This window comes from Enterobacter sp. 01-M-02-SI-ECC (assembly GCF_047530595.1).
Classification (GTDB): domain Bacteria; phylum Pseudomonadota; class Gammaproteobacteria; order Enterobacterales; family Enterobacteriaceae; genus Enterobacter; species Enterobacter cloacae_M.
On record NZ_JBLKCZ010000018.1, the window covers coordinates 47,497 to 61,338 of the forward strand.

Here is a 13,842-nt window from a genome sequence, read left to right on the forward strand (position 1 = left end):
TCCTGATTGTATGACGCTATTGTCGAAAATAGCTGTCGGGTTTTACAGGGATGAGATAAGGTGAAATGCAGTGATGGCTTTTTAAAATTAGGTGAAAAGGATGGAATACCTTCTCGATGATATCGACCGACAAATTTTAGCCTGCCTTGTCGAGGATGCGCGCATGTCTTTGAAGGTGCTCAGCGGACGCATCGGTCTGACGTCCCCCAGCACGGCAGAACGCCTGAAAAGGCTGGAAGAGCGCGGTGTGATTCAGGGGTATGGCGCACGGGTGAATCTGGCGGCGCTGGGGTATACGCTGCAGGCTCTGGTGCGCGTGCGGCCTTTGCCGGGGTTGTTGCATAAGGTGGATAAATACATTCAGGCGATGCCGGAGTGTATTGAGAGCGACAAAGTCACCGGGGAAGATTGCTTTGTGATTAGGCTGGTGGTGCGATCGATAGAGCAGCTGGATGGGTTGCTGGACGGCCTGGCGGAGCATGCCCAGTGCAATACGTCGATTGTGAAGAGTTCGCCGGTGAAGCGTCGTTTGCCGCCGATGTAGGCTTCTGGCTTCTGTCGCCGGGTGGCGGCTGCGCCTTACCCGGCCTACAAAGGCTTCCCCGTTACGGAAATGCATGATGCGTGGTGCGAACAGAAAGTTTGGAGTTATTTGAAAGTGATGGTGGTGGGGGAAGGATTACTCGGCGCGTTGCGCCTCGCCCTTCGGGTCGTTGCCTGCGGCAACGCTTTCTCGCTACGCTCGAATCGAACCTTAATCGAAGCTTCTCATCCTTCCCCGTTACGGAAATGCATGATGCCCAGTGCGAACTGAAGGTTTGGAGTTATTTGAAAGCGATGGTGGTGGGGGAAGGATTCGAACCTTCGAAGTCGATGACGGCAGATTTACAGTCTGCTCCCTTTGGCCGCTCGGGAACCCCACCAGGGGTAATTCAAATTTTGAGGTCGTGCTGAGAGATGGTGGTGGGGGAAGGATTCGAACCTTCGAAGTCGATGACGGCAGATTTACAGTCTGCTCCCTTTGGCCGCTCGGGAACCCCACCACGGGGTAATACTTTTTACTGGCCTGCTTCCTGCTGGAAGCGGGGCGCATCATATCAAATGAGGCGCCCCTGTAAAGCATTCCTTTAGGGAAATGAAGCTGTTTGCCTGCTTTTTATCCGTAAAGGCGCAAAGCTAATCAATTCATTTTCCGAAAGATTAAAGAATGATGGTTCTGTTGCCGTAGACAAAGACACGCTGCGCCAGTACCTGATACAGCGCACGGCTCAGCACGTTCTTCTCAACGTCACGCCCTGCACGCATCATGTCCTCGGCCGTGTAGGTGTGATCCACGTGAATCACGTCCTGCATGATGATTGGACCTTCGTCCAGGTTGTCATTCACGTAGTGTGCGGTTGCACCGATGATCTTCACGCCGCGCTCGTACGCCTGGTGGTAGGGACGCGCGCCAATAAAGGCCGGCAGGAACGAGTGGTGAATGTTGATGATCTTGTTCGGGAAACGCGCCACGAAGGATGGCGTTAACACGCGCATGTATTTCGCCAGCACCACGTAGTCCGGGTTATGCGCTTCAATGGCCTGGGCCATCAGATCGTCGTGTTCTTCACGGGTATGGCCTTCGTGGCTAACCAGCTCAAACGGAACATCAAAACGCTCGACCAGCGTGCGCAGCGTCTCATGGTTGCCAATGACGGCAGCTATTTCCACGTCCAGACCGCCGTAGTTTGCTTTCATCAGCAGGTCGCCCAGACAGTGTGCTTCTTTTGTCACCAGGATCACGATGCGGCGTCGACCGGCTGGGGTCAGCTCGCGTACGGAACCTTCCGGAAGCGCGCTGTCGAGATCGGCAAGTAGGGTGGTGTCGTTGAAAATACCTTCGAGTTCGGTACGCATAAAGAAGCGGCCGGTACGGTGGTCAACGAACTCGTTGTTCTGCACGATATTCAGTTCATGTTTGTAGCAAATGTTGGTAATTCGTGCGATCAGTCCTTTTTGATCGGGACAGATGGTGCGCAGAACTTTACGTTGTAATGATTGCATCGCCGGGAAATCCTGTTTGTATTTGCGAAGTCTGGGTTGTCAGGCATTACTGCCCGCAACACTTTTTAAATTTTTTACCTGAACCACACGGGCAGGGATCGTTACGACCAAACTGTGGGCGCGTTCCGTCAATATAATACCACTGCCCGCTTTCCTTTAAGAACCGGGAACGCTCGATAATGGCACCAGGTTTATTATTCTCGGTAAAACGAGCAACAAAGCTGACGTAACCTTCATCAACATGGCTGCCCGTTGAGGATTCATAGACGGTAAGGCCGAGCCACTGCGTGTTCGCGAAGCCGGCTTCGATGTCCTGTCTGAATTCGTCAGCGTGGCAGGAGGGATGCCAGGTTTTAATCAGGTAGTCTGCGTCTTTGATCACAAAAGCAGTGTAACGTGAACGCATGAGGTGTGACGGGTCTGGTGCAACCTGATCGCCAGACAGATATCGCTGGCAACATAGGCTATACTCCAGAGCGCTACCACAAGGGCAGAGTTGAGACACGATTCTCTTCCTGGAACAAATAATAAAGGCGTAAAACGCTTCGGGTTGCACTATGTTAACTGAGCTGTTGCGTTGACGCTATGTCAGGAATCCAGGGGAAGTAAAACAGGGCTAATGAGAAAGGTTAAAATTGGACTGGCGCTGGGCTCAGGTGCAGCCCGGGGATGGTCGCACATCGGCGTGATTAATGCCTTAAACAAGATGGGCATTAACGTAGATATTGTCGCAGGTTGTTCAATAGGATCGCTTGTCGGCTCCGCTTACGCGTGCGGGAAGCTTCCGGAACTCGAGACCTGGGTGCGCTCCTTCAGCTACTGGGACGTCCTGCGCCTGATGGACCTCTCGTGGCAGCGTGGTGGGCTGTTGCGCGGCGAACGCGTCTTTAACCAGTTCCGCCAGGTGATGCCTCTCGAAAACTTTACTGATTGTCAGATGCCCTTCGGCGCCGTCGCGACGAACCTCAGCACGGGTCGCGAACTGTGGCTAACCGAAGGGGATATCCATCTTGCCGTGCGCGCCTCCTGCAGCATGCCGGGGCTCATGGCGCCTGTCCCACACAACGGTTACTGGCTTGTCGACGGTGGCGTCGTGAATCCGGTTCCCATCTCTCTGACCCGTGCAATGGGGGCGGATATCGTAATTGCCGTCGACCTGCAGCACGACGCCCACCTGATGCAACAGGACCTCATGCCGGTCAATCTCCAGAGCGAAGATGCCGAGGGCGAGAAACTGGCCTGGCATGAGCGCCTGCGCGGCAGAATCGGGCGCATGGCCGCGCGACGCTCGGTTGCCGCGCCGACGGCGATAGAAATCATGACCACGTCAATCCAGGTTCTGGAGAACCGCCTTAAGCGCAATCGTATGGCAGGCGACCCGCCAGATATTCTTATTCAGCCTTACTGTCCGCAAATCTCTACTCTTGATTTCCATCGGGCTGAGGCCGCCATCGCAGCGGGCTCGTTAGCCGTCGAAAAGAAAATGGACGAATTGTTGCCTTTTGTGCAAACAGCACGTTAAGCACCTTTTTTTGACTACTTCAGCAAAATCTGACAGGCGATAGTGCCGATCGCATGCCACTATTTAGTTACTGTCAGCCAGGGGAGGAACCATGACGCAGCCATTGGCCGGAAAACACATTTTGATTGTAGAAGACGAGCCCGTTTTCCGATCGCTACTGGATTCGTGGTTATCCTCGCTGGGAGCAATCACTTCACTCGCTGAAGATGGTATCGACGCCCTGGAAAAAATGATCGGCATTACGCCCGATTTGATGATTTGCGACATTGAGATGCCGCGCATGAATGGACTGAAGCTGGTTGAACATCTGCGTAACGAAGGCAACCAGACGCCGATTCTGGTGATCTCTGCCACAGAGAATATGGCGGATATCGCCAAAGCATTGCGTCTTGGCGTCCAGGATATTCTGCTCAAGCCGGTCAAGGATCTGAACCGGCTGCGAGAAACGGTCTTAGCGTGCCTTTATCCGAATATGTTTAATTCCCGGGTAGAGGAAGAGGAGCGTCTTTTCCAGGACTGGGATGCACTGGTGAGTGATCCTCCTGCTGCGGCGAAACTGTTGCAAGAACTTCAGCCGCCTGTACAGCAAACTATTTCACACTGCCGCGTAAATTATCGCCAGCTGGTGGCGGCTGATCAGCCGGGACTGGTACTGGATATTGCACCATTATCTGATTCCGACCTTGCGTTTTATTCTCTGGATGTCACTCGTGCGGGGGATAATGGCGTATTAGCCGCGTTGCTTCTTCGCGCGCTATTTAATGGTTTGCTGCAGGAACAGTTATCGCATCAGGGACAACGACTGCCGGAGTTAGGCAGTTTGCTCAAACAGGTAAACCAGCTTTTTCGTCAGGCTAATTTGCCCGGACAGTTCCCGCTGCTGGTCGGCTATTACCACAGCGGTTTAAAGAATCTGATCCTCGTCTCAGCGGGTCTCAACGCTTCACTGAATACCGGTGAGCATCATATTGAGGTGAGTAACGGTGTGCCGCTTGGGACATTGGGTACGGCGTATCTTAATCAAATTAGCCACCGCTGTTCCTCCTGGCAGTGCCAAATTTGGGGCGCCGGGGGACGGCTACGCTTAATGTTGTCCACGGAATAAGCAATTGGATCTTAATTTTAAGATTGCTTTACCTGTGTTTTACGGGGAGTGCTACTATCGCTGCCCAGTTTCATGCGTATTTATCCTAATTGATCGGCAACGCGTTCTTTTCAGACCCGAACTGCGGGGCGAGGCTGATATACTCAACGCGTTATTTATTGCATAAAAGTTCAAAACTTGAACAGCTCAGGAGAATTTGAATGGCTGCCCTAAATTCGAAAGTCAGAAAGGCCGTCATCCCGGTAGCGGGATTGGGGACCAGGATGTTACCAGCAACTAAGGCAATTCCTAAAGAGATGCTGCCTCTGGTTGATAAGCCATTAATCCAGTATGTCGTTAATGAATGTATCGCAGCCGGCATCACTGAAATTGTGCTGGTTACGCATTCATCAAAAAACTCTATCGAAAACCATTTCGATACAAGCTTTGAACTTGAAGCCATGCTGGAAAAGCGTGTTAAGCGTCAGCTGTTAGAAGAAGTTCAGTCTATTTGCCCGCCGCACGTTACCATTATGCAGGTTCGTCAGGGCCTGGCTAAAGGTCTGGGCCACGCTGTGATGTGTGCACATCCTGTTGTAGGTGATGAGCCTGTAGCGGTAATTCTGCCTGACGTAATTCTGGACGAATACGAATCCGATCTTTCTCAGGATAATCTTGCTGAGATGATCAAACGTTTCGACGAAACCGGCAGCAGCCAGATCATGGTTGAGCCTGTTGAAGACGTGACGGCATACGGTGTGGTTGACTGCAAAGGCGTTAACCTTGAACCGGGCGAAAGCGTGCCAATGGTTGGCGTGGTAGAGAAGCCTAAAGCCGACGTAGCGCCTTCAAACCTGGCCGTTGTAGGTCGCTATGTCCTGAGCGCTGAAATCTGGCCTCTGCTGGCGAAAACGCCTCCAGGAGCGGGGGATGAGATTCAGCTGACGGATGCCATTGATATGCTGATCGAGAAAGAGACCGTTGAGGCTTACCATATGAAAGGTAAGAGCCATGACTGCGGTAATAAGCTAGGTTATATGCAGGCGTTCGTTGAATATGGTATTCGCCACAATACTCTTGGTGAAGAATTTAAAACCTGGCTCAAAGAGAGCGTAGGTATTAAGAAATAAGCCACGGTTACATATGTCCGAAACCGGTGAGGCGATGCCCACCGGTTTTTTTATGCCCTAAACACTTCTGAAACCTGTCTCTAAGTACAGTTATTAAAATTGCCAAATAATGCTTTATGACAGAGTGTAAGGGGTTGTTTGCGACAAATTTAGGTTAAAAAAAATCCCGCATTACGCGGGATTTTTCTGAATACGGTTGGATTAATCCTTGATCAGGAAGTCGTCCAGCTGTTTACCTTGTTCGTCCATGGCTTTCTTGATAACAGCAGGAGTGCGGCCCTGGCCAGTCCAGGTTTTAGTTTCGCCGTTCTCGTCAACGTAGCTATATTTAGCAGGACGAGCGGCACGCTTGGCTTTAGTACCGGTTTTAGCTGCAGCCATGCTGTTCAGCAATTCATTTGGATCGATACCATCAGCAATCAGCATTTCACGATATTGCTGCAGTTTACGAGTACGTTCTTCGATTTCAGCAGCAGCTGCGCTTTCTTCTTCACGACGTTCATTAACTACAACTTCTAATTTTTCCAGCATTTCTTCAAGCGTTTCGAGGGTGCATTCTCTTGCCTGCGCACGAAGAGTACGGATGTTGTTCAGAATTTTAAGTGCTTCGCTCATTGTAGTAATCTCAAACTTATAATGGGGGGTGGTTTGTTGACCTAATAATAGAGCCATAAATTCAGTTGTGCAATAGCCAGGAATGTAAGGAATTCAAAAAATACTAAATAATGCCGCTATTATTAATTACGCTAACTTAAATTTCATCACCCAACAGTCTCGTTTGTTATCAGCTAACCCGGCTGGACCCGGTCGATTGCATCTTTTTTTTGTGACATTTACCGCAGGAATTATAGTTGCGGCGGAGAAATATCAGCCTTTTGTATTAGTTCCCCACCGTGATGTTAAGACTGTAATAGTTAATAAATAGTGAATTTTAAAGAACGGGGATTCCACTATAAAAAGCAGTGTTATGTTTGGCTGAACATATAACATATTGGCCGGGTAGAAGGAGTTTACTTCATGTTTTAACGGGCTATTTTCATGAAAAGAAGGTCGTGAACTCCACGCTGAAACGCTTCTTCTGTGTGCTGCATCGCTGATGACCAGACAAATTATGGTACAATGAATCATCGGGAATATTACACATTGATTAGGGTTTTACGGCCAATGGCACAACTTTATTTCTACTATTCGGCAATGAATGCCGGGAAATCCACCGCGTTGCTGCAATCCTCGTACAATTACCAGGAGCGCGGGATGCGTACCGTTGTTTATACGGCTGAAATTGACGATCGCTTTGGCGCAGGGAAGGTGAGTTCCAGAATAGGGCTCTCGTCGCCTGCCAGACTGTTTAACCCGAAAACCGATCTGTTTGAGGACATTCGTACAGAACATGCTTTGCAGCCCATTCACTGTGTTCTGGTAGATGAAAGCCAGTTTCTGACGCGTGAACAGGTTCATGCCCTTTCAGAGGTGGTCGATGAGCTTGATATTCCCGTGCTGTGTTATGGCCTGCGTACGGATTTCCGCGGTGAACTCTTTGCTGGTAGCCAATATTTGCTCGCCTGGTCGGATAAGCTTGTCGAATTGAAAACAATCTGCTTCTGCGGTCGCAAAGCCAGCATGGTGCTTCGTCTCGACCAGGCTGGGAAACCTTATGCAGATGGCGAGCAGGTGGTGATAGGCGGTAATGAACGCTATGTTTCAGTCTGTCGTAAGCATTATAAAGAAGCGTTGTCTGTAGGCTCGCTGACGGCGATTCAGCACGACAACAGGAAATAACGCCGGCCTTGTTATACAGACATAAAAAAACCCGCCATAAAGGCGGGTTTCTTCTTCTACTTTCAATTAAGCGCTTTTCTTCGCTTTCTTGTCAGCTTTGATGACAGGAGCTTCTGTTTTCACAGCGGCAACGTCACCTTCTTTGAACTCACGACCGTAGAAGGTATCCAGCAGAATCTGTTTCAGCTCGGAGATCAGTGGGTAGCGCGGGTTAGCACCAGTACACTGGTCATCGAATGCATCTTCAGACAGCTTATCTACATGAGCGAGGAAGTCAGCTTCCTGAACGCCTGCTTCACGGATAGATTTAGGAATACCCAGCTCAGCTTTCAGGCTTTCCAGCCATGCCAGCAGTTTCTCAATCTTCGCAGCAGTACGGTCACCCGGTGCGCTCAGACCAAGGTGGTCTGCGATTTCAGCGTAACGACGGCGCGCTTGCGGACGGTCGTACTGGCTGAAAGCAGTCTGCTTGGTCGGGTTGTCGTTTGCGTTGTAACGGATAACGTTGCTGATCAACAGGGCGTTCGCCAGACCGTGAGGAATGTGGAACTGTGAACCCAGCTTGTGCGCCATAGAGTGGCAAACACCCAGGAAGGCGTTCGCAAACGCGATACCGGCGATGGTAGCTGCACTGTGAACGCGTTCACGTGCTACCGGGTTTTTAGACCCTTCGTTGTAGGACGCTGGCAGGTTTTCCTTCAGCAGTTTCAGAGCCTGAAGAGCCTGACCGTCAGAGAACTCAGATGCCAGCACAGAAACGTAAGCTTCCAGGGCGTGAGTTACCGCATCCAGACCACCGAACGCACACAGTGATTTCGGCATCTCCATGACCAGGTTCGCATCAACGATAGCCATGTCTGGGGTCAGTGCATAGTCAGCCAGTGGATATTTCTGACCTGTTGCATCGTCCGTTACTACTGCGAATGGCGTAACTTCTGAACCGGTACCGGAAGTGGTGGTTACCGCGATCATTTTCGCTTTTACGCCCATTTTCGGGAACTTGTAGATACGTTTACGGATGTCCATAAAGCGCAGCGCCAGTTCTTCGAAGTGGGTTTCAGGATGCTCGTACATGACCCACATGATTTTCGCGGCATCCATTGGGGAACCACCACCCAGTGCGATAATCACATCTGGTTTGAAGGAGTTAGCCAGTTCAGCACCTTTACGCACAACGCTCAGGGTAGGGTCAGCTTCAACTTCAAAGAACACTTCAGTTTCAACGCCAGCCGCTTTCAGTACAGAGGTGATCTGGTCAGCGTAGCCGTTGTTGAACAGGAAACGGTCAGTCACGATGAGCGCACGTTTGTGGCCATCAGTAATCACTTCATCCAGCGCGATTGGCAGTGAGCCACGGCGGAAGTAGATAGATTTCGGAAGTTTGTGCCACAACATGTTTTCAGCTCGCTTAGCAACGGTTTTCTTGTTGATCAGGTGTTTTGGACCAACGTTTTCAGAGATGGAGTTACCACCCCAGGAACCACAACCCAGAGTCAGGGAAGGTGCGAGTTTAAAGTTGTACAGATCACCGATACCACCCTGAGAAGCAGGGGTGTTAATCAGGATACGTGCAGTTTTCATCATCTGACCGAAGTGGGCAACGCGTTCTGGCTGGTTGTCCTGGTCGGTGTACAGACAAGAAGTGTGACCGATACCGCCCATGGCAACCAGTTTCTCGGCTTTCTCTACCGCGTCTTCGAAATCTTTCGCACGGTACATGGCAAGCGTTGGAGACAGTTTTTCATGTGCAAACGGCTCGCTTTCGTCGACAACTTTCACTTCACCGATCAGGATTTTGGTTGTTGCCGGAACGGTAAAGCCTGCGAGTTCAGCAATTTTGTAAGCCGGCTGACCCACGATGGCAGCGTTCAACGCGCCATTTTTCAGGATAATGTCCTGAACGGCTTTCAGCTCTTTGCCCTGCAGCAGGTAGCCGCCGTGGCTGGCGAAACGTTCACGAACAGCGTCGTACACGGAATCGACAACAACAACAGATTGTTCAGATGCACAGATCACGCCGTTATCGAAGGTTTTAGACATCAGTACAGACGCAACGGCACGTTTGATGTCAGCGGTTTCGTCGATAACAACAGGGGTGTTACCCGCGCCCACACCGATAGCTGGTTTACCGGAGCTGTATGCGGCTTTAACCATGCCAGGACCACCGGTCGCCAGGATCAGGTTAATGTCCGGGTGATGCATCAGCGCATTGGAGAGCTCAACGGAAGGTTGGTCGATCCAGCCAATCAGATCTTTTGGTGCGCCAGCAGCAATCGCCGCCTGCAGGACAATATCTGCCGCTTTGTTGGTCGCGTCTTTCGCACGTGGGTGTGGAGAGAAGATGATTGCGTTACGAGTCTTCAGGCTAATCAGTGATTTGAAGATAGCTGTAGACGTTGGGTTAGTTGTCGGAACAATTCCGCAGATGATGCCGATAGGTTCAGCGATGGTGATGGTACCGAAGGTGTCGTCTTCGGACAGCACGCCACAGGTTTTCTCATCTTTATAGGCGTTGTAGATATACTCGGAAGCAAAGTGGTTTTTAATCACTTTATCTTCCACGATACCCATGCCGGATTCGGCAACGGCCATTTTAGCGAGAGGGATTCGAGCATCTGCAGCAGCCAGTGCGGCCGCGCGGAAGATTTTATCAACCTGTTCTTGGGTGAAATTGGCATATTCACGCTGGGCTTTTTTAACGCGCTCGACGAGGGCGTTCAGTTCAGCGATATTAGTAACAGCCATAATGCTCTCCTGATAATGTTTAAACTCTTTTAGTAAACCAGCGCTCGATACGTCACACAGTATAGACAGAGCCGATACGACTTGCGTAACACAAAGTAAAACAAAGAGTTACTTTATGCGTTAGCACACTAATTTACTAAAAGAGCCTTACCTTAGCATCATCCCTTTTTGTCAGGTGATCTCCCTGGGGGCGTAACCAAGATTACTCACTTCTGAGTACGGAAATCATGATCTGCGTCAATTTTCCCCCAAGCTGATACCTTTCAGCAGGGTTATTTCGTTGAGGTTTTTCAAGTGTTAAATAATTACGTAAGTAATGGAAGTGGCGCTGCCATTGATTATACATATATTTAACATCCTGAAATGGTAACGTTTTGCCGCAGATTTCGAGTGAAGTATGCTAATAAAAAGGGTATCTTCAGCGCGATTTCTCATGACAAATTGTCAGTCCCGGGCATGTGCATAAGCGGAGCAAAACGTGATTCAAACGCTCTTTGATTTTCCAACGTATTTTAAATTTTTTATTGGTTTGTTTGCCCTGGTCAACCCGGTGGGGATCATTCCTGTCTTCATTAGTATGACGAGTTATCAGACGGCGGCGGCCAGGAATAAGACCAACCTCACCGCTAACCTGTCAGTAGCTATCATCTTGCTCACCTCCCTTTTCCTGGGTGACGCCATTCTCCAGCTCTTCGGGATTTCTATTGACTCGTTCCGCATCGCGGGTGGGATCCTGGTCGTGACTATCGCCATGTCAATGATCAGCGGTAAGCTGGGCGAGGATAAACAAAACAAGCAGGAGAAGTCAGAAACTGCCATCCGCGAAAGTATTGGCGTGGTGCCGCTGGCCTTGCCGCTCATGGCTGGCCCTGGCGCCATCAGTTCAACCATTGTCTGGGGCACGCGTTACCATAGCCTGATGCACCTGATTGGCTTTTCCGTTGCCATTGCACTTTTCGCGCTCTGTTGTTGGGGAGTATTCCGCATGGCGCCCTGGCTGGTGCGACTGTTGGGGCAGACGGGCATTAACGTCATAACGCGTATTATGGGCCTGCTGTTGATGGCGCTAGGGATTGAATTCATCGTTACAGGAATTAAAAGCATTTTCCCCGGTTTGCTGCACTGATATTTCGTATGAAAGAACGGAGCCACGGCTCCGTTTTTTACGTCATTATCAGTAAATCCTATAACTAAAGTTGAAATGCTCACATATCATAATAAATTCTACTAATAATGTTCATTGGTTGTATTTCAATGAGTTATTAATTCCCTCCAAACCCGCCTGCGCAGAAAACCTTCGATCGATCTGTTATTTTACTCACATGATACTCTGGGGCTTGCTGAGAGATAACCGAAATGATATTAGTAAATTCAACATTCCCTTAGATGAATGTGCTAAATAATAACCAGTTGTTAAGTTTTTGTACAAAATCACTCGATGATAGCGCAGCGACGCGCTTGTAGAGAAAATTTTCTCTATCCTATTGAATATCATGTTTTTTTAGTGACATTCGATGTCCGGCAAGGCTGCCCTCAACGATGCGGTACTCACCGTAAAAGAGAATTGCTTAACAAATTTGCAAAATGTATTGGCGCGCGTTTACGCCATTTGATACTTTCCGGCCTAATATTTTGCAGCATAAAACAAGCAGATGAGAATTATTTTCATATGGTTCTCTTCTCGGATATCCAGCGCAGGTCTCAAACAGGGGAGGCCTGTAACGAATCGACGCAAGACGGCCATACGAGCGGTCAGTAATAAAAAAGTCGGTGATAGCAAGCAGTAAAAGAAGAACCTGACAGCAGCAAAAAAAACTCCTGCGCTGTACAGGCCCCAACAGGGGATTACACAGCTGGCGAAGGCCAGTCATTATAATGAGTGGAGTACCAACACAATGTCCATCATCACAAAAAAAAATCTGGTAGCGGCGGGGATTTTAACTGCGCTAATCGCGGGCAACGCTGCAATGGCTGCGGACGTTCCTGCAGGTGTTCAACTGGCGGAGAAACAGACGCTGGTGCGTAACAACGGTGCGGAAGTTCAGTCTCTTGACCCGCACAAAATTGAAGGTGTCCCTGAGTCTAACGTTAACCGCGACCTGTTCGAAGGCCTGCTGGTGACAGACGTAGACGGCCACCCGGCACCGGGTGTAGCAGAAAAATGGGAAAACAAAGATTTCAAAGTCTGGACATTCCATCTGCGTAAAGATGCGAAATGGTCCGACGGTACACCGGTTACGGCCGAAGATTTCGTTTATAGCTGGCAGCGTCTGGCGAATCCAAATACCGCCTCTCCGTATGCGAGCTACCTGCAATATGGCCATATTGCCAATATTGATGACATCATCGCGGGCAAAAAACCTGTTACCGACCTGGGCGTAAAAGCGATCGATGCCAATACCTTTGAAGTGACGTTGAGCGAACCTGTTCCGTACTTCTATAAGCTGCTGGTTCACCCGTCCGTTTCTCCGGTACCAAAATCCGCCGTGGAAAAATTTGGTGAGAAATGGACGCAGCCTGCCAATATCGTCACCAATGGTGCCTATAAGCTGAAAGACTGGGTGGTCAACGAACGTATGGTGCTTGACCGTAACCCGCAGTATTGGGATAACGCGAAAACCGTAATTGACCAGGTGACCTACCTGCCAATCTCTTCCGAAGTGACTGACGTTAACCGCTACCGCAGCGGTGAAATCGACATGACCTATAACAACATGCCGATTGAACTGTTCCAGAAACTGAAAAAAGAGATCCCTAAAGAAGTTCACGTCGATCCGTACCTGTGCACCTATTACTATGAAATCAACAACCAGAAAGCACCGTTTACCGACGTACGTGTTCGTACCGCGCTGAAGCTGGCTCTGGATCGCGATATCATCGTGAACAAAGTGAAAAACCAGGGCGATCTGCCGGCGTACAGCTATACCCCTCCATACACCGATGGCGCAAAACTGACCGAGCCAGAGTGGTTCAAACAGACTCAGGAACAGCGTAACGCGGAAGCGAAGAAACTGCTGGCCGAAGCGGGCTACACCGCAGATAAGCCGCTGACCTTCAGCCTGCTCTACAACACTTCCGATCTGCACAAAAAACTGGCTATCGCCGTTGCCTCAATCTGGAAAAAGAACCTGGGCGCGAACGTCAAGCTGGAGAACCAGGAGTGGAAAACCTTCCTCGACAGCCGTCATCAGGGCACCTTTGATGTAGCTCGTGCTGGCTGGTGTGCGGACTATAACGAACCGACCTCCTTCCTGAACACCATGCTGAGCGACAGCTCAAACAACACCGCGCACTATAAGAGCCCGGCGTTTGACAAGCTGATCGCCGACACGCTGAAAACCACTGACGAAGCACAGCGTACTGAACTGTACTCTAAAGCCGAGCAGCAGCTGGATAAAGATTCCGCGATCGTTCCGGTTTACTACTACGTTAACGCCCGTCTGGTGAAACCGTGGGTAGGTGGGTACACCGGTAAAGACCCGATGGATAATATCTACGTTAAAAACTTGTATATTATCAAGCATTAATGGCAATGAGTG

11 protein-coding genes, 2 tRNA genes and 1 other RNA gene are annotated in these 13,842 nt (G+C 50.0%); 7 read left to right on the plus strand and 7 right to left on the minus strand.

What is annotated here, in order from left to right:
- Window positions 1-100 precede the first annotated feature (100 nt).
- Window positions 101-544, plus strand: coding sequence for an Lrp/AsnC family transcriptional regulator (locus ACMWLG_RS19095; RefSeq protein WP_023312105.1), 444 nt, complete (start codon window positions 101-103; stop codon window positions 542-544).
- Between the two features lie 118 nt (window positions 545-662).
- Here the strand turns inward: ACMWLG_RS19095 and ACMWLG_RS19100 are convergent.
- The 5 genes from ACMWLG_RS19100 to ACMWLG_RS19120 form a co-directional block, all read right to left on the minus strand.
- A non-coding RNA gene (locus ACMWLG_RS19100) (RtT sRNA) lies at window positions 663-793 on the minus strand.
- Between the two features lie 45 nt (window positions 794-838).
- Window positions 839-923, minus strand: a tRNA-Tyr gene (locus tag ACMWLG_RS19105).
- 35 nt (window positions 924-958) lie between these two features.
- Window positions 959-1,043, minus strand: a tRNA-Tyr gene (locus ACMWLG_RS19110).
- A 157-nt stretch (window positions 1,044-1,200) separates the two neighbouring features.
- On the minus strand, window positions 1,201-2,043 hold the full coding sequence (gene purU, locus ACMWLG_RS19115; RefSeq protein WP_045404945.1) for a formyltetrahydrofolate deformylase: 843 nt from the start codon (window positions 2,041-2,043) through the stop codon (window positions 1,201-1,203).
- A gap of 46 nt (window positions 2,044-2,089) precedes the next feature.
- Window positions 2,090-2,548, minus strand: a complete 459-nt coding sequence (locus ACMWLG_RS19120) for a YchJ family protein (RefSeq protein ID WP_045404942.1) — start codon at window positions 2,546-2,548, stop codon at window positions 2,090-2,092.
- A gap of 114 nt (window positions 2,549-2,662) precedes the next feature.
- Between ACMWLG_RS19120 and rssA the strand changes: the two genes are divergently transcribed.
- From rssA to galU, 3 genes are all read left to right on the plus strand, one after another.
- Window positions 2,663-3,565 (plus strand): patatin-like phospholipase RssA, encoded by a 903-nt coding sequence (gene rssA / locus ACMWLG_RS19125; RefSeq protein WP_045404939.1) that lies wholly within the window; start codon window positions 2,663-2,665, stop codon window positions 3,563-3,565.
- Window positions 3,566-3,656: 91 nt separating this feature from the next.
- Window positions 3,657-4,670, plus strand: coding sequence for a two-component system response regulator RssB (gene rssB / locus ACMWLG_RS19130; protein ID WP_045404936.1), 1,014 nt, complete (start codon window positions 3,657-3,659; stop codon window positions 4,668-4,670).
- A gap of 200 nt (window positions 4,671-4,870) precedes the next feature.
- Window positions 4,871-5,779, plus strand: coding sequence for a UTP--glucose-1-phosphate uridylyltransferase GalU (galU, locus tag ACMWLG_RS19135; RefSeq protein ID WP_008502780.1), 909 nt, complete (start codon window positions 4,871-4,873; stop codon window positions 5,777-5,779).
- Window positions 5,780-5,980: 201 nt separating this feature from the next.
- On the opposite strand, the gene hns is transcribed toward galU, so the two are convergent.
- The gene (gene hns, locus ACMWLG_RS19140; protein ID WP_008502781.1) at window positions 5,981-6,394 is read right to left on the minus strand and encodes a histone-like nucleoid-structuring protein H-NS; all 414 of its coding nucleotides are present in this window, start codon (window positions 6,392-6,394) and stop codon (window positions 5,981-5,983) included.
- Window positions 6,395-6,943: 549 nt separating this feature from the next.
- On the opposite strand from hns, the gene tdk reads away from it, so the two are divergent.
- Entirely contained in the window at window positions 6,944-7,558 is a 615-nt protein-coding gene (gene tdk / locus ACMWLG_RS19145) for a thymidine kinase (protein WP_045355905.1), read from the plus strand.
- A gap of 66 nt (window positions 7,559-7,624) precedes the next feature.
- Here tdk and adhE read toward each other — a convergent pair whose 3' ends face one another.
- Window positions 7,625-10,303, minus strand: coding sequence for a bifunctional acetaldehyde-CoA/alcohol dehydrogenase (gene adhE / locus ACMWLG_RS19150; RefSeq protein WP_045355904.1), 2,679 nt, complete (start codon window positions 10,301-10,303; stop codon window positions 7,625-7,627).
- 478 nt (window positions 10,304-10,781) lie between these two features.
- Here adhE and ACMWLG_RS19155 point away from each other — a divergent pair, with 478 nt between their 5' ends.
- Both ACMWLG_RS19155 and oppA read left to right on the plus strand, forming a co-directional pair.
- Window positions 10,782-11,429 (plus strand): YchE family NAAT transporter, encoded by a 648-nt coding sequence (locus ACMWLG_RS19155; protein ID WP_023312098.1) that lies wholly within the window; start codon window positions 10,782-10,784, stop codon window positions 11,427-11,429.
- Window positions 11,430-12,198: 769 nt separating this feature from the next.
- Complete coding sequence (oppA, locus tag ACMWLG_RS19160; RefSeq protein WP_045404933.1) at window positions 12,199-13,830, plus strand: oligopeptide ABC transporter substrate-binding protein OppA; 1,632 nt, start codon at window positions 12,199-12,201, stop codon at window positions 13,828-13,830.
- Window positions 13,831-13,842: the final 12 nt, after the last annotated feature.

Bases quoted from the DNA above. Each gene is read 5' to 3' on its own strand.
- ACMWLG_RS19095 (WP_023312105.1), top strand. From the start codon at position 101: ATGGAATACCTTCTCGATGATATCGACCGACAAATTTTAGCCTGCCTT.
- purU (WP_045404945.1), bottom strand. From the start codon at position 2,043: ATGCAATCATTACAACGTAAAGTTCTGCGCACCATCTGTCCCGATCAA.
- rssA (WP_045404939.1), top strand. From the start codon at position 2,663: ATGAGAAAGGTTAAAATTGGACTGGCGCTGGGCTCAGGTGCAGCCCGG.
- rssB (WP_045404936.1), top strand. From the start codon at position 3,657: ATGACGCAGCCATTGGCCGGAAAACACATTTTGATTGTAGAAGACGAG.
- galU (WP_008502780.1), top strand. From the start codon at position 4,871: ATGGCTGCCCTAAATTCGAAAGTCAGAAAGGCCGTCATCCCGGTAGCG.
- hns (WP_008502781.1), bottom strand. From the start codon at position 6,394: ATGAGCGAAGCACTTAAAATTCTGAACAACATCCGTACTCTTCGTGCG.
- tdk (WP_045355905.1), top strand. From the start codon at position 6,944: ATGGCACAACTTTATTTCTACTATTCGGCAATGAATGCCGGGAAATCC.
- adhE (WP_045355904.1), bottom strand. From the start codon at position 10,303: ATGGCTGTTACTAATATCGCTGAACTGAACGCCCTCGTCGAGCGCGTT.
- oppA (WP_045404933.1), top strand. From the start codon at position 12,199: ATGTCCATCATCACAAAAAAAAATCTGGTAGCGGCGGGGATTTTAACT.